Consider the following 19,251-nt stretch of genomic DNA (forward strand, 5'->3'; position numbering starts at 1 on the left):
CGTGCGTGCATTGGCCGGCGGCCCGCGGCGCGGCCAGCCGGGCCACCGGATTGCCGCGCTCAGGCCGCCTGCGCGGCTGCGCGCGACGGGCCGCGGTTGATCCGCAGCACGATCAGCGCGCCGACGATGCACAGCCCGCCCGAGATCATCGACGCGATCGTGTAGGTACCGAGGCTCGCGCGTAGCAGCCCGGCGCCGAGCGCCGCGAACGCCGCGCCGAGCTGGTGGCCGGCGACGATCCAGCCGAACACGACCGGCGCCGCGGCCTTGCCGAACACGTCGGTCGCAAGCCGCACGGTCGGCGGTACGGTCGCGATCCAGTCGAGGCCGTAGAACATCGCGAACAGCGGCAGCCCGAAGAAATCGATCCCGAACGCGTGCGGCAGGTAGATCAGCGACAACCCGCGCAGCCCGTAGTACCAGAACAACAGCACGCGATTGTCGTAACGGTCGGACAGCCAGCCCGACAGCGTCGTGCCGAACAGGTCGAATACGCCCATCGCGGCGAGCAGCGATGCGCCCTGCACTTCCGTCATCCCGTAATCGCTGCACATCGCGATCAGGTGCGTGCCGACGTAACCGTTGGTGCTCGCACCGCAGATGAAGAAGCTGAAGAACAGCAGCCAGAAATCGCGCGAACGGCTCGCCGTCAGCAGCGTACGGAACGCGACCGTGAGCGGGTTCTCCTTCGCCGCCTCGGGCGCGGGCGGCGCATCGGCCGGCTCGCCGTACGGGCGCAGTTGCAAGTCGGCCGGCCGTTCGGGCAACAGGAACGCCACGAGCGGAATCACGATCGCGGCCGCGACCGCGACGACCAGCACGACCGGCCGCCAGCCATGGCGCTGCGCGATCGCCGCGAGCATCGGCAGGAACACGAGCTGGCCGGTGGCCGTGCTCGCGGTCAGGATCCCCATCACGAGGCCGCGCCGCGCATGGAACCAGCGCGTGACGAAGGTTGCGGACAGCGTCAGCGCGACGACGCCCGTCGAGCAGCCGACCATCAGGCCCCAGATCACCACCATCTGCCAGCTCTGCGTCATCATCGACGACAGCGCGACGCCCGCGCTCATCGTCACGAGCGCGACGAGAATCGTCGGGCGCAGCCCGAAGCGCTGCATCGCGGCGGCCGCGAACGGGCCCGTCAGTCCGTACAGCGCGATGTTCACCGAGATTGCCAGCGAGATCGCCGCGCGGCTCCAGCCGAGTTCGCGCTCGAGCGGCACCATCAGCACGCTCGGCGTCGCGCGCGTGCCGGCCGCCGCCAGCAGGATCAGGAATACCACCGCCGCCGCGAGCCATCCATAGTGGAAGCGCCCGCCGATTCGTGTCACCGCCCAGTTCATCTTCGCGTTCTCCTGTTGGCGGCTCCGGCGCATCCGCACCCGTTCCGCCCCGCCCAGCCAGGCCACCTCCGCCGCACGCTGCATCGGCTGACCCGGGCCGACGCTTGGCATTTGTCTGTCGATCCGATCGGCATTGTTACCGACCGGTCACAAGTGTGTTGCGATCGTAGTGACCAATCGGTAACATGTCAAGCAATTCACTATGCAGTCGAGGGTCATCATGTCGAGCATCGAGATCGCCAAACCGCTGGCGCGCCGCACGCGCCGGCCGATCGACGGCGCTACCGCGCAAGAGCACCTGCTGCGCGCCGCCGAGGAGCTGTTTTACAAGGAAGGCGTTCGGACGGTGGGCGTCGAGGCGGTCGTGGAGCGCGCGGGCGTCAACAAGATGAGCCTGTATCGCCAGTTCTCGTCGAAGGACGAGCTGATCCTCGCGTATCTGGAGCGGATGGATGCGTGCTTCTTCGACCGCTTCAATACGAGCGTCGCGAAACACCCGGGCCAGCCGAAAGCGCAGCTGATCCAGTATTTCGTCGATCTCGCCGAGCGCGCAACGCAGAAGGATTACCGCGGCTGCCCGTTCGTCAACGTCGCCGCCGAATTCCCGGATGCGTCGCACCCGGCGCGCGAACGCGTCGCGCAGAACAAGGAACAGCTGATGAAGCGGCTCGTCGCATTGTGCGAAAGCGCCGGCGCGCGGCAGCCGCAGGCGCTCGCCGACTCGCTCGCGCTGGTGATCGAAGGCATCTACGCGGCAAGCCAGACCTATCGGCACGGCGAAACGCCGATCGGCGTCGCCCCCGCACTCGTCACGCAGTTGATCGAAGCCGCCTGCGCGTGACGGCGCGCCCGCTACAATGCGGCCCTCGCCGCCCTTCCGCCCGACTGGTTTCACGATGACCGACACCCGCCCCGAATCGCACGACGACATCCTCGCCGCCACACGGCACTGGCTCGCGCGCGCGGTGATCGGGCTCAATCTGTGCCCGTTCGCGAAAAGCGTCTATGTGAAGGAACAGGTGCGCTACGCGATCAGCGAAGCGACGACGCTGGAAGACGCGCTCGCCGAACTCGAAACGGAGCTGCGCGCGCTCGACGCGGCCGACCCGCAGCAGGTCGACACGACGCTCGTGATCTTCCCGCATGCGTTCGCCGATTTCATCGACTACAACGATGCGCTGTTCTTTGCCGACCGGCTGGTGCGGCAGCTGCGGCTCGACGGCGTGCTGCAGATCGCGAGCTTCCATCCGGACTACCGGTTCGAAGGCAGCGAGCCCGACGACATCGAGAACTACACGAACCGCGCGCCGTATCCGATCCTGCACCTGCTGCGCGAGGACAGCATTGCGCGCGCGGTCGACGCGTTCCCGGACGCGTCCGCGATCTACGAAAAGAATCAGGAAACGCTGCGCCGCCTCGGCCACGATGGCTGGCGCGAATGGATGGACCGGCCGGGCGACGACGTCTGACGCGGCGGGCAACGTGCACCGCGCGACGCATTGACAGCGACGCGGCGCGGCGTGCCCGCCCCCGCGTGTCAGCCTGCGGCCGGTTCGACGGCCTCGCCGCCCGCCGCCGCTTCCGGCACGAAGAAGCGCTCGTTCAGCTCGGCGAGCCCGAACATCCCGAGAATCTCGTTCAACCGCTCGCTGGGCCGCCGGCGCGGCAGGTTCTTGTACTGCGCGATGATCAGCTCGTTCTTCATCGAGTGCTCCCAGCCGACCAGCTCGGTCACGCTGACCTGGTAACCGTGCGCTTCGAGCTGCAGGCAGCGCAGCACGTTGGTGATCTGGCTGCCGAATTCGCGCGTATGGAGCGGATGCCGCCACACTTCCGTCAGCGCGTTCGCGAGCGACTTGCCCTTGTTCTTGCGCAGTACACCCGCGACCTCCGCCTGGCAGCACGGCACCAGCACGATGTGCTGCGCGCGCTTCGCGAGCGCGAAGCGGATCGCGTCGTCGGTCGCCGTGTCGCACGCGTGCAGCGCGGTGACGACGTCGACCGTTTCAGGCAATGCCGGCGACGTGATCGAATCGGCCACCGACAGGTTCAGGAACGACATGCCGCCGAACCCGAGCCGGGCGGCCAGCTCGGCCGAGCGCGTGACCAGCTCCTCGCGGGTCTCGATCCCGTACACGTGCGACGCGAACGCCGGCGTGCCGTGCCCCGGCTGCTGCTTGAAGAACAGGTCGTACAGGATGAAGCCGAGATACGACTTGCCGGCGCCGTGATCGACGAGCGTCACGCTGCCATGGTCGGCCTGCACGCCGGCGAGCAGCGGCTCGATGAACTGGAACAGGTGATAGACCTGTTTCAGCTTGCGGCGGCTGTCCTGGTTCAGCTTGCCGTCGCGGGTGAGGATGTGCAGTTCCTTCAGCAGCTCGACGGACTGCTCCGGGCGGATTTCGTGGGTCTTGTTCGACATCGTGATGCGGCGCCGGGCCACGGTCGGCTGACCACGGCCCGGCGGCGGGAATTCGTGAGGAATGGCGATAGTTTACCGAAAATGCGCGATCAGGCTCGTGCGCCGAGCCGCCAGAGCGACGTGACCTCGGCCTGGCGTGCCGCGTGCAGCGGATCGTCGGCGTCCATCGCCTTCGGGTGCGCGGGGCGGATGTCGTCGCGGCCGAGCACGACGAGGCCCGCTTCGTCGATCCATTGCAGCAGCGTGTCGCGCGGCCGCAGGCCGAGATGCTCGGCGAAATCGGACAGGATCAGCCAGCCTTCGCCGCCAGGCTCGAGGTGCGCGGCGAGCCCCGCGAGGAAGCCACGCAACATGCGGCTGTCCGGATCGTAGACCGCGTATTCGATCGGTGCGCTCGGCCGGGCCGGCACCCACGGCGGGTTGCAGACCACGAGCGGTGCTCGGCCGGCCGGAAACAGGTCGGCTTCGACGATCTCGACGCGATCCGCGTGACCGAGCCGGTCGACGTTCTCGCGCGCACAGGCGAGCGCCCGCGGATCCTGGTCGGTCGCGACGACGCGCGCGACGCCTCGCGACGCCAGCACGGCCGCCAGCACGCCGGTGCCCGTACCGATGTCGAACGCGAGCGACGTCGCCGGCAGCGGCGCGCGCGCGACGAGATCGACGTATTCGCCACGCACCGGCGAGAACACGCCGTAGTGCGGGTGGATCGCCGCGCCGCCGAGCGCCGGGATCGCCACGCCTTTCTTGCGCCATTCATGCGCGCCGACGAGGCCGAGCAGTTCGCGCAGCGACACGACCGACGGCGCGCCGCCAGGCCCGTACGCCTCTTCGCACGCGGCACGCACGTCGGGCGCACGGCGCAGCGGGATCGTGTAGTCGGCATCGAGCGGAATCAGCAGCATCCCGAGCGTGCGGGCGCGCTGCGACTGCGCGAGACGATGCAGGTTGAATGCGTCGACGCCGGCCGCGGCTTTCGCCTTCTTCGGCTTGCGCTCGACACGGCGCGCCATCGCCTGCACGAGCTGGCGCGCATTCTGGAAGTCGCCCTGCCAGACGAGTGCGGTGCCCTCGCAGGCAAGGCGGTAGGCCGCGTCGGCCGTGAGGCGGTCGTCGGCGGGCACCGCGCGCTTCGGCGGTTGCACGCCGGCTTCGGAGCGCCAGCGCACGGCATGATCGGCGCCGTCGGCGTCGGTCCAGTGGAAAACAGGGAAATCGGTCACGCGAACTCGGTTACGGTTGGCTTCAACGGGCGGCGCGACCGTATTTCGGGCGCCGCGCGGCTCACACCATACCGCGCTTTGCCCGCGCGGCAAAGCGCGGGGGCCGGCCCGCGCCGCCCGCCGCCGCGCTCGCCCGGCTCAGCCGCCCCACCCCGGCATCGCGGGCAGGCGCAGCGTACCGGCATCGTTGAAGTGCACGGTGCCGAGCACGCCGCCCGCGAGCCGGCCGCGCAGCGCATACGGCAGCTCGCCGTTCGCGGCCGCGCCGGGCAGGTTCCACGCCTGTCGCGCGGCGGCAAAGGCCGACACGGAAACCGGCACGTCGAGCACGGCCTCGCCGAAACGCGGCACGGTACCCGAGCGATCGCTGACGCCGCTCGCGAACGGCGTGCCGTTCAGGTCGAGCGCGACCGAGATGCCGTCGTATTCGATCGGCGCGTCGTTCGGGTTCTGCACGCGCAGCTTCAGGCTGAAACGCATCTCGAGGCCCTGCCCGACGAGCGGGTCGAGCCCGGCGACCGACACGCGCACGGAATCGCGCGTCAGCCCCGCGCAACCGCCGAGCAGGAGCACGGCGGCGAACAGCATCAGCGCGGCGCGCAGCGGCGCGATACGGAACAGGGCTGGTGACATGGGAGGGCCTCCTCGCGGCAATCAGTAAGCGGATCGTCACTGCATTGTACCGAGCACCCCATACGCCGGGTTTCGTAGTTTTCGCAGCCACGCGAGATCGTTAATAGATTAAAACTACGAAAATACCAGTCAAACGGAAAGCGCATTAATGCTTTCCAGCATTCAATGAAGCGCGCCGAATTCAATAGATGCAATTTCTAAATTTTTCGTTTCCTTTACCTAAAACCATCAAGTATATTTACGCATCCTTCGAGCAAGCCGACAAACCTTGAAGCCGCATGACGGTGATTTTACGGAATGGCGACACGCCTTCCTGCCATCCTGCGGCCAGGCCCGGCCAGCCCCGTAGGTCGTCTGTTCAAGGAGATTGCGCGCCCGCACCAGGCGTGCGGCTCCGTGTCGTGCACGCGAAATCAATTCAGTACAACACGCGCCCGGCCATTTTGAACCGGCAAGTTAACCGACATCCGGAAATCCAGAGGGGGCAGTAAACCATGATTACCTTCACGTAGTCGGCCGCCGTCTTTTCGAATAATCCGTCATTGGCATTTTTATCGCTGTTGATTAACGGCGAGGGGATTGCTTTTGCCGGCGTTTTCGCAGCACTGAACGATTCTTTCAACAATCGAGGTTTCAGTCATGTCGATCGACATTCGCAAGATGCGTTATCTGCCGCTCGTCGCCGCACTCGCGCTCGCCGGGTGCGGCGGTGACGACGGCGGCCCGGGCTCGGCTTCCGCGCTCAGCTCCGCCGGCGCGCCGCAATCGGGCTCGTCGCCCACCGTCACCGCGCCGCCGAGCGCATCCAACGTCGACAAGAGCGTATCGCCTGTCGAGTTGCCGGACACCGTGGTGCCCGTGAACTACCGGCTGTGGTTCCGCCCGAACGAAGCGCTGAACGCGTTCGACGGCCGCGCCGACGTCGAGATCAAGGTGCTGAAGCCGGTCAACAACATCGTGATCGCCGGCCACCGGATCAAGTTCACGAACGGCCGCCTCACGCTGCAGCCGGGCAACATCCAGCTGATCGCGACGCCGCAGGACAAGGGCGACTACTATCAGCTGCGCCCCGTGAGCGGCTCGATCGCGCCGGGCAACTATTCGCTGCACATGGAGTGGTCGGGCATCATCAACTTCAAGTCGTATGACGATCCGGTCGCGAAGACGGGCGGCAGCTGCGGCGACGATCCGTATCCGGGCTGCTCGGCCGCGGAAGGCATCTTCCGCGTCGACCTGAAGGGCACCGACGGCAAGACGAGCGGCGCGATCCTGACGCAAGGCGAAACCAACCTGTCGCGCCAGTGGTTCCCGGGCTGGGACGAGCCGGCGTTCCGCCCGACCTATGAAGTGACGGCCGAAGTGCCGCAGAGCTGGCGTGTCGTGTCGAACGCTGCCGAGAAGCCGTCGACCAACGTCGGCGGCGGCTACAAGCTCGTGCAATTCGACAAGACCCCGCCGATGCCGTCGTACCTGCTGTTCTTCGGCGGCGGCCTGTTCGACACCTACGAGGACGACTTCACGAGCCCGCTGCCGGGCGGCAAGGGCGGCCTGCACCTGCGCGTGTTCACGCCGCCGGGCATGAGCGACTGGGCGAAGCCGGCAATGGACCGCACCAAGCAGGCGCTCGACTTCTACTACCGCTACACGGGCATTGCCCTGCCGCTCACGAAATTCGACACGGTGGCCGCGAACGACGCGTTCAAGGCGCAGAAGGACCTGAACTTCGGCGGGATGGAGAACTGGGGGTCGATCCTCGAGTTCGCCGACGACATCCTGCCGCAGCCGGGCCAGCCGATGTCGCACTACGGCAACGAGGTGCTGACGCACGAAGTCGCGCACCAGTGGTTCGGCGATCTCGTCACGGCCGACTGGTGGGACAACGTGTGGCTCAACGAGTCGTTCGCGACGTTCTTCGAGACGAAGACGACGATCCAGTTCTTCCCCAACGAGTTCAGCTGGCTCGACCAGGTGAAGAACAAGTACCGCGTGATCAATCGTGATATCGGCCCGAACGCGTTCCCGGTCGCACCGAACTTCAACGGCTGGGCGTCGAACGACTTCGTGCTGAGCGCCAGCGCGTTCACGTACGACAAGGGCGGCCACGTGCTGAAGACGCTCGAGAACTATCTCGGCGAACAGACGCTGCGCAAGGGTCTGCAGCAATACCTGGTCGACTACTCGTTCGGCAACGGTACGCCGAAGCGCTTGTGGGATGCGCTGTCGAAGGAAAGCGGCCAGGCAATCGGCCCGATCGGCGACAGCTACGTCCGCCAGACCGGCGTGCCGCTGATCTCGCTCGACACGCAGTGCGACCTGACGAAGAACCAGACGATCGTCACGCTGAAACAGCAGCCGTTCCCGAACAAGAACGCGTATCCGGGCCTGCAGTGGACGGTGCCGATCACGCTCGCGTACGGCCAGGGTCTCGCCAAACGCACGACGCTCGCGCTGAAGGATACGCAGACGCAAACGCGCATCGACGGTTGCACGGGCGTGGTGGCCGACCCGAGCGGGCTCGACTACTACGTCGTGAACTACAGCGACGCGGCCTGGAGCGGGCTGCTCACGCAGATCAACCGCTCGACCGATCCGGTGCTGCTGTCGAACCTGCAGAGCGAGGCCGCGCTGCTCGTCTCGAACAACCTCGCGCCGGCTTCGCGCTCGACGTCGATCGGCTCGGTCGCTTCGCCGGCCGCGATGAAGCTGCGCCAGACGCCGACCTTCGACGGCATCGAGCCGGTGACGAAGGAACGCCCGGCACTGCACTACCAGGGCATCTTCAAGCCGCGCAAGGTAGTGACGCAGTAACGGTGCGCATCCGGCCGGCGCCGCGCAGTCTGCAGCTGCCGGCCGGCGTACCGGCTTCTCCGACCTTTGACGGGCCTCGCATGCGGGGCCCTTTTTTATGCCCGGCGTTTTTATGCCCGGCGCTTATCCGGCCCCGCAACGCGACACCCGCACCCGCCGTCATGCCCACGCGGCATCCCACGCCGGCTGCGCGAACCAGGTCGCGAGGAACGCGACGAGCCGCGCCGCGCGTGCGGTGCCGCGCGCCTGCTGGCGCAACACGTGGATCGTCGCCTGCTCGGGCGCCGCCGCGAACTGCGGCAGCACCGCGCGCAAGCGCCCGTCGCGCAGCGCGTCGCCCGCGAGCCAGGTCGGCAGGTGCGCGAGGCCGAGCCCGTCGATTGCGGCTTCGAGCAACGCTTCCGAATGATTGCTGCGAAACCGCGGCTGCGCCGGCGCGTGGCGGCGCTCGCCGAAGCGCCACGCGCCCGGTGGCGGCGCACCGTGCCAGGCGAGGCAGTCGTGCCCGGCGAGCGCGTCGGGCGACTCGGGCTCGCCGCGCCGCGCCAGATACGCCGCGCTCGCGCACAGCACGCGCCGCTGCGGTGCCAGCACGGTCGCAACGAAGCGCGTGTCCTCGATCGGGCCGATGCGCACCGCGAGATCGACGTCGGAGCCGAGCCGCGCGCCCTGCAGATCGACCATGCTGTCGGTCAGCACCAGGTCGACCTGCAGCGCCGGATGACGCTGCATGAACGCGGCCAGCGCGGCCATCAGGTGCCGCCGGCCGAACGGCGCCGGACAGTCGACGCGCAACAGCCCGCTCGGCTCGTCGTGCTGGCTGTGCAGGTCTTCCTGCAGGCCGCGCAGCTCGGCCAGCATCCGCATCGCGCGCCCGTACAGCAACTGCCCGGCCTCGGTCGGCCGCAGCGCGTGCGTGGTGCGATGCAGCAGACGGATGCCGAGCTGCGTCTCGAGCCGGTCGATGCGCCGCGTGACCGACGACGCGGCGACGCCCAGCCGGCGTGCGGCCGCCGAGAAGCTCTGCTGGTCGACCACGTCGACGAACAGCGCCAGATGCGGGGAAAGGAAATCGTCCATTCAGGGCCCTCGGAGTTGGCTATGCGTCTATCGCAAAACAATCATCCGCCTTTGCGGGTTTCCGCGTCAAACCGGGCCGACTAGACTGCATTCATCCTTTTCACCCGCTGCACGCACCGGCCCGACCGGCCGCGCGGCAGCCAACCGCCACGGAGATCATCATGCGCAGCATCCGCTTCGACGCCCCCGCCGCCGACATCGACTCGCTCGACGCGCGTGTGAGGGAAATCGACACGCCCGTCCCGGCCGACGGCCAGATGCTGATCGAGGTACGCGCGGCCGGCGTGAACCCGAGCGACGTGAAGGCTGCGCTCGGGCGCATGCCGCACGCGGTGTGGCCGCGCACGCCCGGGCGCGACTGGGCCGGCATCGTGCGCAGCGGCCCGGACGACTGGATCGGCGCGCCGGTGTGGGGCTCGGGTGGCGATCTTGGCGTGCATCGCGACGGCTCGCATGCGGAGTGGCTCGTACTCGACGCGTCATGGGTGCGCCGCAAGCCTGCCGTGCTGACGCTCGACGAAGCGGCCGGCGTCGGCGTGCCGTTCGTCACCGCGTACGAAGGCCTGCGCCGCGCCGGCATGCCGACGGCCGGCGACGTCGTGCTCGTGTTCGGCGCGAACGGCAAGGTCGGCCAGGCCGCGATCCAACTCGCGACCGCGCACGGCGCGACCGTGATCGGCGTCGAGCGCAGCCCCGGCGGTTATCGCGGCCATGCATCGGGCGACGTACACATGATCGACGCGTCGAGCCAGTCAGTGGCCGACGCGGTGCGCGCGGCGACCGGCGGCCACGGTGCGGACATCATCTACAACACGGTCGGCAGCCCGTATTTCGAAGCCGCGAACGCGTCGATGGCGATCGGTGCGCGGCAGATCTTCATCTCGACGATCGACCGCAGCGTGCCGTTCGACATCTTCGCGTTCTATCGCGGCCAGCACACGTTCGTGGGCGTCGATTCGCTGCAGCTTGGCGGCGCCGCGGTCGCGCAGATCCTCGACACGCTCGCGCCCGGCTTCGGCAACGGCACGCTGCGCCCGTTCCCGATCGGCGACGACTACGTGTACCCGCTCGAGCGCGCCCACGACGCGTATCGCGCGGTGCTGGCCGGTGCGCGCGAGCGCGTCATCGTCAAACCCTGACGCCGGACCGCACGGGAGACTGCCATGACGGATTATGTGATTTCGCTCGCGGTGGGCCTCGGCGTCGGTGTGCTGTACGCGCTGCTGCACGTGCGCTCGCCGGCCCCGCCGCTCGTCGCGCTGGTGGGCCTGCTCGGGATGGTGATCGGCGAACGCGCGATCGCGCTGCTGCACTGACGGATCGACGCGGCGCCGGCGCTAGCGGTCGTTGCGCCGACGGAACGCCCACCACGCGGCGAGCCCCGTGAAGCCCGCGACGAGCAGCACCATCAGCCAGAAGCCGTGCTTGTTCTCCGAGAACGGCACACCGCCGACGTTCATCCCGAAGAACCCGGCGACGATGTTGATCGGCAGCGCAATCACGGTCACGAGCGTCAGCGTGAACAGCGTCCGGTTGTTCTGCTCCTCGAGACGCGAACCGATCTCTTCCTGCAACAGCTTGATCCGCTCGTTGAGTCCGGCAAGATCGGCGAGTACCAGCGAGAACTCTTCGGTCGACTCCCGCAGCTCCTGCACGTCTTCCACGTGCAGCCAGGCCGGCGGCTTCGCGAGCAGCCGGAAGATCGACCCGGGCTCGGGCGCGAGCATGCGCTGCAGGCGCGTCAGCGTGCGGCGCATCGTGCCGAGCTCGATGCGGCTCGACGTGAGCCGCTGCGACAGGAAGCGATCCTCGATGCGGTCGACGTCGACGCTCGTGCGCCGCATGATCTGGATCAGCAGGTCGGCCTGGTCGCGCAGCAGGTGCACGAGCAGTTCCGCGGGCGACCTGAATTCCTCGCCGTCGCGCACACATGCGCGCAGCGTGTCGACCGAGCGCAGCGGCTTGAGCCGCGCGGTGACCATGATGCGCCGCTCGACGTGGACGAACAGCGTCGCGATCTCCGACGGCGTCAGTTCGAGGTTGAACATCACGTCGTTGACGATCGCGCGCAATGCGCCGTCTTCCTGCTCGATGCGCGTCGAGCGCGACCCTTCGTGGAGGAATGCGAAGAAGCTGTCGGGCAGCCCGAGATGGGTGCGCATCCAGCGCTCGCTCGCGCCGTGCGCGAGATTGAAGTGCAGCCAGACGAAATCGCCCGATCCGGCATCGTGCTCGCGGCACGTGCGCAGCCACGTAGCGGCCGCGTCCGCATCGAGCATCGCGCCGGATCCGCCGGGAACGAAGCGGAATCCGCACACCATGCCGGACGTATCGGCGCCGTAAGTCTGTACGATCAGGTCCATCGTGTAGAAGGTCGTGCGGCGCGCGGCGCGCCGCGCATCGCGGGTCGCGCGCCCGCGCCGGAAAAGGAAAAGAGACGTATGCCCGACGGGCATGACGCGCCGGTGACAACGTCACGCCGCATCATACCGGCACGATTCCGTGCCCTCAAAGCAACGCGCCGCCCAACGGGCGGCGCAGGTGCGGCGGACGGCGTGCACGAGACGTTACTGCCGCGTCTCCGACTGCGCGGCGCTCGGGCACGCAGGATCCTTGCCCCAGTGGCCTTCACAGACGCGCCAACGGCACAGTTGATCCTCGAAGAAACCGCGCTCCGAACACTCCTTCACGCGCGACGCCAGCGAGCCGGTCGTCGCGGCCGTCTTGGTCGGCACGGCCTGCACCTTCTGCGCGGCGAGTTTCTTGTCGGCCGGCTTCGTGCGCGCGACGAGCGCCGCGAGCAGATCCGCATCCGGATCGTCCTTCCCGCCAGCCTTCCCGGTACGGGTCGGCGTGGCGTCGCGATGCTTCTTCGCCTGAGCGAGCTCGGCCTGCTGTTCCTTGTGATGCTTGCGGGCGTCAGCCTTCGCATCGGCCTTCGTGTCGGTCTTCGCATCGGCCTTGCCACGCGCCGCGACCTTCGCGCCCTTCGCGGCGTCGGCCTTCGCGGTCTTGGTCGTCGCAGCGGCAGCAGCAGCGGCCGCACCGGCTGTGGCCGCGCCCGATGCGTCATCGGCGCCATTGGCGAGCGCGCGCGACAGGCGGCTGTTGTCCGCGGCAGACGCGGACGATGCGGACGCAACGGTTCGGGACGCCGCGTCGTCGTTGACGATCGTGGCCGGTTGCACGGCGGATGCAGCGGACGCGGCATTCTGCGCGACCTGCACGGCGGTGTCGCTGGCCGCTGCGACCTTCGCCGGTGCAGCCGCTGCAGGTGCGGCCTCGGCCGCCACGACGGGGGCCTGCTCGCTCGCATGCTGCATGCGCCAAGCGCCCCAGCCGCCAACGGCGACCACCAGGGCCACGACGGCGGCGATCGGCGCCTTCAGCGAACGGCGCGGCGGTTCGGCCGGCGGCGTGACACGTCCTTCCAGATTCGCGAGAATGCGCGACTGCTGAGCTCCGTCGCCTGCCGGTTTGGTATCGGACAGCAGGCTGGGCGGAGATTTCGAATTTGAATTTTCCGGCGCACTCATTCAGCGTCTCATTGAATCCTGGTTTAATTCACCGCGATAATATAGCCCGGCCTCTCGAAGCAGCCTGATTCTAAGAGCAAGCATTGCAAAACACAATCAATTCCAATTTCCGGGGATTTCGTTGATTGCCGTCGCACTCGTCGCCTATTTCGCCCTTGCCGTAGCGGTTGCGGCACTGTTGCTTTTACCGGGTATCCGCGCGACCGTTTTCGAATCCGTCGCCCAGTTTCACGGCCGTCTCACGCGCCGTGCGAACGATCGCGCCACGCGTACGCGAAGTCAGATTGTTAAATCGGCAAGCATTACGCGCGGCGCTTTAAACGACGTGCAAAATTTACTGATTCGGCGGCGCTTGATGATTATGGTATCGGCAGGTATTCTTGCGACGCCGCCATTGGTCGCCATTGCGTTACGCGGCCGGCAATTGTTCCAGTACGACGACACGGCGCGCGTGCCCGACGAGAAGATCGCCGCGCTGCTGCAGGGCGAACAACTCGTGCCGCCCCCGCCGCTGCCGCCGGAAGTCTTCGCCACCAAGGAAGTCGAACAGGTACGCCCGGCGCTGAAGGATGCGAGCCGCGACTGGAACCTGCTGGATCCGGATTTCCGTACGCGTTTGCTGCTGGTCTACAAGATCATGCACGAACAATATGGCTATGAAATGGCGTTGCTGGAAGGTTATCGGAGCCCGGAACGGCAGAACCGGCTCGCGCAGATGGGCGGTAGCGTGACCAACGCGGCGGCCTTCCAGAGTTATCACCAATTCGGGCTGGCGGCCGACAACGCATTCCTGCGCGACGGCAAGCTGGTCATTTCCGAGAAAGATCCGTGGGCGATGCGCGGCTATCAGTTGTACGGCCAGGTCGCCGAACAGGTCGGCCTGACCTGGGGCGGCCGCTGGAAAATGATGGATCTCGGGCACGTGGAATACCATAAACCCGGTTTTAAACTGGGACGCGGCAGCTAGCCAAGGCTGCCGGACAGGAAATAATGAGGGCGGCATGGGGCTTTTTAATATCCCGGCAGGAAACGATATGGGCGGCGCAAAAAATCATGCATTCCGGTGCGCGATTTTTTCCGGCCGCCGCTTCCGTTTTAAATCTCACAGCGTCCTTTCATTAATGCGCGCGCCTTCTCCGATGCCGCGGGCGCATTGATGCCAGCCCCCTTCATCCCGTTTGACAGCATGGCGACACATCGCGGCGCCACCCTTGCCGCTCGGCGCGCCTGCGTCGCCTCACCGAATCGCACCGGAACCTGAACGTCCTATGCAACGCATCCTCAACGTGCTGACTCATCCGCGTACGCTCTCGATCGTCGGGATCGTCGCGCTAGCGGCCATCCTCTTCATCGTCGCGGACATGCTGCAGTTGCCGCTCCTGTGGGCGGCAACCGCATTCGCGACGATCCTCGCGCTGTGGCTCGTCGTCGCGCTGTGGCGCCGCTGGCGCGTGAAGCGCGCGAACCAGCAGCTCGGCCAGGTGCTGGAAGAGCAGGCGGAAACCGGCAAGATCGCCGCGCCCGCCGCCGCCGCACTCGCCCCCGACGCGAAGACGGCCGACCTCGACGTGCTGCGCACGCGCCTGTCGGACGCGGTGAAGACGATCAAGACGTCGAAGATCGGCCAGGTGTCGGGCGGCTCCGCGCTGTACGAACTGCCGTGGTACATCGTGATCGGCAACCCGGCCGCGGGCAAAAGCAGCGCCGTGCTTAATTCCGGCCTGCAGTTCCCGTTCGCGGACAAGAACAGCGCGGTGATCCACGGCATCGGCGGTACGCGTAACTGCGACTGGTTCTTCACGACCGAGGGGATCCTGCTCGACACGGCCGGCCGCTATTCGGTGCACGAGGAAGACCGCAGCGAGTGGCTCGGCTTCCTCGGCCTGCTCAAGCGCTATCGCCCGAAGGCGCCGATCAACGGCATCATCGTCACCGCGAGCATCGCCGAACTCACCGGCAACCGCCCCGAATTTGCGATCAACCTCGCGAAAAACCTCCGCCAGCGCGTTCAGGAGCTGACGGAGAAGCTCGAAGTGTTCGCGCCGGTCTACGTGATGTTCACGAAGGCCGACCTGATCACCGGCTTCACCGAATTCTTCAGCAGCAGCGACAAGCACGAGTACGACCGCGTGTGGGGCGCCACCCTGCCCTACGAGCCCGACGACAAGCGCGACGTCGTCGCGCAGTTCGACACGCACTTCGAGGAACTCTACGAAGGGCTGAAGGAGATCAGCGTCGCGCAATTGTCGCTGTCGCGCGGCAACCAGCTGTCGCCGGGCCAGTTGAGCTTCCCGCTCGAATTCTCGACGATCAAGCCGTCGCTGCGCGCGTTCCTCGCGACACTGTTCGAGAACAACCCGTTCCAGTACAAGCCGATCTTCCGCGGCTTCTACTTCACCAGCGCGCTGCAGGAAGGCGAAACCAACAGCGCGGCCGCGCAGCGCATCGCGCATCGCTTCGGCCTCGACGGCGCTGCGCTGCCGAAGCCGCACAGTGCCTTCTCGAAGAACGGCTTCTTCCTGCGCGACCTGTTCTCGAAGGTGATCTTCGCGGATCGCCAGACGGTGCGCCAGTTCGCGAGCCCGACCAAGACGCGGCTGCGCTACGCAACCTTCTTCGGCTTCGTCGCGGCGCTCGCGCTCGCGCTCGGCGGCTGGACGTGGTCGACGATCGGCAACCAGCAACTCGTCACGAACGTGCAGGCCGACCTCGACAACGTCACGCGCCTGCAGCAGGGCCGCAACGACCTGCAGTCGCGCCTGCAGGCGATGGACATCCTCGAAGACCGGATCGAGCAGCTCGAGCAGTTCCGCCGCGACAAGCCGCTGTCGGTGTCGCTCGGCCTGTACCAGGGTGACCGTCTCGAGCAGCACCTGCTGACCGAGTATTACAACGGCGTGCGCCAGATCCTGCTGGCCCCGGTGTCGCAGAACCTCGCATCGTTCATGAAGGACGTGAACGCGCACCCCGAACAGCTCGTCCCGATGACGCGCCCGCCCGAATCGGGGGCCGTGCAGGGTGGCGCGATGCCGGTCTCGACGAACGCGGCAGGCGCCGCGCCGCTGGCCGGGGCCGCACTGGCCGCGTCCGGCACCGCACCCGTCGCAGCCGCGCAGCAGCCGGCCGCACCGCAGGGCGGCCTCTACAGCGATGCGTCGCCGACCAACGTGCAGGACGCGTACAACGCGCTCAAGACGTACCTGATGCTGTCCGACAAGCGCCACGTCGAGCAGGCGCACCTGACCGACCAGCTCGCCCGCTTCTGGCGCGGCTGGCTCGAGACGAATCGCGGCAACATGCCGCGTGACGAGATGATCAAGAGCGCGGAGCGCATGATCTCGTTCTACCTGTCCCGCGTGAACGACGACGACTGGCCGATGATCGACGCGAACCTCGCGCTCGTCGACCAGACCCGCGAAAACCTGCGCCACGTCGTGCGCGGGATGCCGGCTCGCCAGCGCGTGTACGAGGAAATCAAGGCGCGCGCGTCGACCCGCTTCGCGCCGATGACCATCGCGCGCATCGTCGGCGACGGCAACCAGGGCCTCGTGGCAGGCAGCTACGCGATTCCGGGCACGTTCACGCGCGAAGCGTGGTTCGACTACGTGCAGCCGGCGATCCGCGACGCGGCGACCAAGGAACTGCAGGCGAAGGACTGGGTGCTGAACACGTCGACGCAGGATGACCTGACGCTCGAGGGCAGCCCCGAGCAGATCCAGAAGACGCTCGTCGGCATGTACAAGACCGAGTATGCGCAGCACTGGCAGAAGTTCATGCAGGGCATCGCGGTGCAGGGCTTCAGCAGCTTCGGTCAGGCCGTCGACGGGATGAACCGCCTCGGCGACCCGCAGGATTCGCCGATCCGCAAGATCCTCGAGACCGCGTACGACCAGACCTCGTGGGACAACCCGTCGCTCGCGAACGTGGCGATCAAGAAGGCGCAGACGGGCGTCGTGAACTGGGTCAAGCAACTGTTCTCGCGCTCGCAGGCCGGCCAGGTGGCGGCGGCCAACATCGACATCAACGGCAATCCGGCCGAGGTGCCGATGGGTCCGATCGGCCAGGAGTTCATCGGGCTCGCGCGGATCGTCGCGGTGCATGACGGCACGTCGATGCTCAAGGGCTACATGGATTCGCTGTCGAAGGTCCGCACGCGCTTCAACGTGATCAAGAACCAGGGCGATCCGGGCCCGGGCGCGCGCCAGCTGATGCAGCAGACGCTCGACGGCAACGGTTCGGAACTCGCCGATTCGCTGAAGCTCGTCGACGAGCAGATGCTGACGGGCCTCACCGATTCGCAACGCAAGTCGCTGCGTCCGCTGCTCGTGCGGCCGCTGATGCAGGCGTTCGCGGTCGTGATCCAGCCGGCCAGCGCCGAAGTCAACAAGGTGTGGAACGCGCAGGTCTACCAGCCGTTCCAGAACTCGCTCGCGACGAAGTACCCGTTCGCGGCGAGCGCGAAGGTCGAAGCCGGCGCCGGTGAAATCGCGCAGGTGTTCGGCCCGGACGGTTCGATCGCGAAGTTCGTCGGCACGACGCTCGGGCCGCTCGCGGTGCGCCGCGGCGACACCCTCGCCGCCCGCACGTGGGGCGACATGGGCATCGGCCTCACGCCGGACTTCACGAACGGCTTCGCACGCTGGGTCGCACCGCTCGCCGGCGGGGCGGCAGGCAGCGCCGCCGCGTCGTCCGAGCCGCAGACCGTGTTCCAGATCCTGCCGCAACCGAGCACGGGTACGACGGAATACACGATCGCGATCGACGGCCAGCAACTGCGCTACCGCAACACGCCGCCGCAGTGGACCAACTTCGTGTGGCCGAACCCGCAGGGCTCGCCGGGCGCGACGCTGTCCGCGACGACCTTCGACGGCCGCACGGTGCAGCTCGTCAACGAGCCGGGCCGCTACGGTCTCGAGAAGCTGATCAACTCGGCGCAACGCAAGCGTCGACCGGACGGCACCTTCGACCTGACGTGGGCGCAGGGCAGCGTGAACGTGTCGGTGACGATGCGCATCATCAGCACGTCGCAACCGTCCGCCGGTGGCGGCGACCAGCCGCAGCAGCAGAGCCTGCGCGGCCTGCAGTTGCCGTCGTCGGTCGCCGACGCGAGCGCGGGTGCCGCGCAGAACGCGACCCAGTCCGCCGGCACGGGCACGCCGGCCGCAGCGCCGGCCGTCGCGGCCGCCAACGCAACGAATGCCCAGGGGGCGCAATGACGCAAACCGTCCAGGCGCAAGTCGCCTACTTCGGCAAGATTCCGTCGCGTGGCGACTTCGTGAAGAGCCCGCACAACCCGCAGTTGCTGCAGACGCTCGACCGCTGGATCGCGCAGGCGCTCGAACTGCTCGCGGAAGATCCGCGCTGGAAGCTCGTCTACGAGGAGGCGAAGCCGATGCATTTCGCGTTCCTCGGCTCGCGCAGCAAGCTCGCGATCGCGGGCCACATGGTCGCGAGCCACGACGTGTCGATGCGCCGCTTCCCGTTCCTCGGCGCAACCGCGCTCGAGGTCGACCGGCCGCTCGCGTTCCTCGCGCGCAGCCCGCTCGCGTTCGCGCGGCTGTGGTCGCGCGTCGCCACGCAGATCCCGCCGCTGCTCGGCAAGGACGAGCCGCCCGGCGCGCTGCAGGCGCTCGGCGACACGCAGGTGCCGATCGACGTCGGCGGCCCCGGCACGTCGCATGACGGCACCTTCAACGATTTCGTCGAACACCAGTCGCTGTATGGCCTCCAGGAGATGCTGCTCGAAAGCGGTCATCCCGTGCGGCTGCGCGGCGCGATGCTCGCGCTCGGCTCGCTGCTGCGGCCGGTGATGCAGAGCGGCTCGTCGCACATCGAGCGCGGCCTCACGCTGCCGCTGCCGGTCGATCCGTTCTACCGCAGCCTCGTCGCCGCGTTCTGGCTCGAACTGATCGCGCCGTTCGTCGCGCAAGCCGACTTCGAGCTCGCGATCTTCATCGGCACGATCGCCGAGCGCGAACGGCTCATCATCGGCTTCAACGGCGCGTCGGCGAAGACGCTGCTGAGCGTCGTCGACCCGCAGACCTACGCCGCCCACAACATCGACATCGACGATCCCGAATGGATCGACGCCCATGCGCAAAACGATCACCAGATCAGCAAGCTCGTCAGCTACCTCGACCAACCGCAACTCTCGCTGCGCGTCGCCATCGACGCGTTCCGCGAAGCGTTCATCGGAGGCTGAC

The 19,251-nt window shown here is 67.4% G+C and carries 15 protein-coding genes; 8 read left to right on the forward strand and 7 right to left on the reverse strand.

Annotated elements, in window-relative coordinates:
- Nucleotides 1-59 precede the first annotated feature (59 nt).
- Nucleotides 60-1,343, reverse strand: coding sequence for an MFS transporter (locus tag QZM67_RS22630; protein ID WP_089449815.1), 1,284 nt, complete (start codon nucleotides 1,341-1,343; stop codon nucleotides 60-62).
- A 220-nt stretch (nucleotides 1,344-1,563) separates the two neighbouring features.
- Between QZM67_RS22630 and QZM67_RS22635 the strand changes: the two genes are divergently transcribed.
- Together QZM67_RS22635 and QZM67_RS22640 are read left to right on the forward strand one after the other, a co-directional pair.
- On the forward strand, nucleotides 1,564-2,184 hold the full coding sequence (locus tag QZM67_RS22635) for a TetR/AcrR family transcriptional regulator (RefSeq protein WP_301806795.1): 621 nt from the start codon (nucleotides 1,564-1,566) through the stop codon (nucleotides 2,182-2,184).
- A 55-nt stretch (nucleotides 2,185-2,239) separates the two neighbouring features.
- Complete coding sequence (locus QZM67_RS22640) at nucleotides 2,240-2,812, forward strand: DUF1415 domain-containing protein (protein WP_301806796.1); 573 nt, start codon at nucleotides 2,240-2,242, stop codon at nucleotides 2,810-2,812.
- A gap of 68 nt (nucleotides 2,813-2,880) precedes the next feature.
- Here QZM67_RS22640 and QZM67_RS22645 read toward each other — a convergent pair whose 3' ends face one another.
- The 3 genes from QZM67_RS22645 to QZM67_RS22655 all read right to left on the reverse strand — a co-directional run bounded on the left by QZM67_RS22645 (nucleotide 2,881) and on the right by QZM67_RS22655 (nucleotide 5,624).
- Nucleotides 2,881-3,768 carry an SAM-dependent methyltransferase gene (locus QZM67_RS22645; protein ID WP_301806798.1) on the reverse strand — a complete coding sequence of 296 codons (888 nt, stop codon included), beginning with the start codon at nucleotides 3,766-3,768 and terminating at the stop codon, nucleotides 2,881-2,883.
- A gap of 89 nt (nucleotides 3,769-3,857) precedes the next feature.
- On the reverse strand, nucleotides 3,858-4,991 hold the full coding sequence (locus QZM67_RS22650; RefSeq protein ID WP_301768822.1) for a class I SAM-dependent methyltransferase: 1,134 nt from the start codon (nucleotides 4,989-4,991) through the stop codon (nucleotides 3,858-3,860).
- 138 nt (nucleotides 4,992-5,129) lie between these two features.
- On the reverse strand, nucleotides 5,130-5,624 hold the full coding sequence (locus QZM67_RS22655) for an LEA type 2 family protein (protein ID WP_301806801.1): 495 nt from the start codon (nucleotides 5,622-5,624) through the stop codon (nucleotides 5,130-5,132).
- A gap of 639 nt (nucleotides 5,625-6,263) precedes the next feature.
- On the opposite strand from QZM67_RS22655, the gene QZM67_RS22660 reads away from it, so the two are divergent.
- Complete coding sequence (locus tag QZM67_RS22660; protein WP_175023520.1) at nucleotides 6,264-8,432, forward strand: M1 family metallopeptidase; 2,169 nt, start codon at nucleotides 6,264-6,266, stop codon at nucleotides 8,430-8,432.
- Nucleotides 8,433-8,591: 159 nt separating this feature from the next.
- Here the strand turns inward: QZM67_RS22660 and QZM67_RS22665 are convergent, their stop codons facing one another.
- Nucleotides 8,592-9,512, reverse strand: a complete 921-nt coding sequence (locus QZM67_RS22665; RefSeq protein ID WP_301806804.1) for a LysR family transcriptional regulator — start codon at nucleotides 9,510-9,512, stop codon at nucleotides 8,592-8,594.
- A 161-nt stretch (nucleotides 9,513-9,673) separates the two neighbouring features.
- Between QZM67_RS22665 and QZM67_RS22670 the strand changes: the two genes are divergently transcribed.
- Both QZM67_RS22670 and QZM67_RS22675 read left to right on the forward strand, forming a co-directional pair.
- Nucleotides 9,674-10,651, forward strand: a complete 978-nt coding sequence (locus QZM67_RS22670) for a zinc-binding alcohol dehydrogenase family protein (protein ID WP_301806807.1) — start codon at nucleotides 9,674-9,676, stop codon at nucleotides 10,649-10,651.
- Between the two features lie 24 nt (nucleotides 10,652-10,675).
- On the forward strand, nucleotides 10,676-10,828 hold the full coding sequence (locus QZM67_RS22675) for a DUF1427 family protein (protein ID WP_301806810.1): 153 nt from the start codon (nucleotides 10,676-10,678) through the stop codon (nucleotides 10,826-10,828).
- A gap of 21 nt (nucleotides 10,829-10,849) precedes the next feature.
- On the opposite strand, the gene QZM67_RS22680 is transcribed toward QZM67_RS22675, so the two are convergent.
- Nucleotides 10,850-11,875 carry a transporter gene (locus QZM67_RS22680; RefSeq protein WP_089449844.1) on the reverse strand — a complete coding sequence of 342 codons (1,026 nt, stop codon included), beginning with the start codon at nucleotides 11,873-11,875 and terminating at the stop codon, nucleotides 10,850-10,852.
- A gap of 204 nt (nucleotides 11,876-12,079) precedes the next feature.
- Nucleotides 12,080-13,048: a phage tail protein gene (locus QZM67_RS22685; RefSeq protein WP_175023523.1), complete on the reverse strand. Its 969-nt coding sequence runs from the start codon at nucleotides 13,046-13,048 to the stop codon at nucleotides 12,080-12,082.
- Nucleotides 13,049-13,169: 121 nt separating this feature from the next.
- Between QZM67_RS22685 and QZM67_RS22690 the strand changes: the two genes are divergently transcribed.
- The 3 genes from QZM67_RS22690 (at nucleotide 13,170) to tagF (ending at nucleotide 19,250) form a co-directional block, all read left to right on the forward strand.
- Entirely contained in the window at nucleotides 13,170-14,015 is an 846-nt protein-coding gene (locus tag QZM67_RS22690) for a M15 family metallopeptidase (RefSeq protein WP_043191629.1), read from the forward strand.
- Between the two features lie 301 nt (nucleotides 14,016-14,316).
- Nucleotides 14,317-18,264, forward strand: coding sequence for a type VI secretion system membrane subunit TssM (gene tssM, locus QZM67_RS22695; protein WP_301806814.1), 3,948 nt, complete (start codon nucleotides 14,317-14,319; stop codon nucleotides 18,262-18,264).
- A complete protein-coding gene (gene tagF, locus QZM67_RS22700; protein ID WP_175023525.1) occupies nucleotides 18,261-19,250 on the forward strand; it encodes a type VI secretion system-associated protein TagF in 990 nt (329 codons plus the stop codon). The genes tssM and tagF overlap by 4 nt, the downstream gene beginning before the upstream one ends.
- Nucleotide 19,251 lies beyond the last annotated feature (1 nt).

The sequence above is a fragment of the Burkholderia sp. AU45251 genome (assembly GCF_030482905.1).
GTDB classification, from domain to species: domain Bacteria; phylum Pseudomonadota; class Gammaproteobacteria; order Burkholderiales; family Burkholderiaceae; genus Burkholderia; species Burkholderia aenigmatica.

Coding starts and splice junctions, on each gene's coding strand:
- QZM67_RS22655 (WP_301806801.1), bottom strand. CDS start 5,624: ATGTCACCAGCCCTGTTCCGTATCGCGCCGCTGCGCGCCGCGCTGATG.
- QZM67_RS22645 (WP_301806798.1), bottom strand. CDS start 3,768: ATGTCGAACAAGACCCACGAAATCCGCCCGGAGCAGTCCGTCGAGCTG.
- QZM67_RS22675 (WP_301806810.1), top strand. CDS start 10,676: ATGACGGATTATGTGATTTCGCTCGCGGTGGGCCTCGGCGTCGGTGTG.
- tssM (WP_301806814.1), top strand. CDS start 14,317: ATGCAACGCATCCTCAACGTGCTGACTCATCCGCGTACGCTCTCGATC.
- tagF (WP_175023525.1), top strand. CDS start 18,261: ATGACGCAAACCGTCCAGGCGCAAGTCGCCTACTTCGGCAAGATTCCG.
- QZM67_RS22630 (WP_089449815.1), bottom strand. CDS start 1,343: ATGAACTGGGCGGTGACACGAATCGGCGGGCGCTTCCACTATGGATGG.
- QZM67_RS22670 (WP_301806807.1), top strand. CDS start 9,674: ATGCGCAGCATCCGCTTCGACGCCCCCGCCGCCGACATCGACTCGCTC.
- QZM67_RS22685 (WP_175023523.1), bottom strand. CDS start 13,048: ATGAGTGCGCCGGAAAATTCAAATTCGAAATCTCCGCCCAGCCTGCTG.
- QZM67_RS22660 (WP_175023520.1), top strand. CDS start 6,264: ATGTCGATCGACATTCGCAAGATGCGTTATCTGCCGCTCGTCGCCGCA.
- QZM67_RS22680 (WP_089449844.1), bottom strand. CDS start 11,875: ATGGACCTGATCGTACAGACTTACGGCGCCGATACGTCCGGCATGGTG.
- QZM67_RS22640 (WP_301806796.1), top strand. CDS start 2,240: ATGACCGACACCCGCCCCGAATCGCACGACGACATCCTCGCCGCCACA.
- QZM67_RS22635 (WP_301806795.1), top strand. CDS start 1,564: ATGTCGAGCATCGAGATCGCCAAACCGCTGGCGCGCCGCACGCGCCGG.
- QZM67_RS22665 (WP_301806804.1), bottom strand. CDS start 9,512: ATGGACGATTTCCTTTCCCCGCATCTGGCGCTGTTCGTCGACGTGGTC.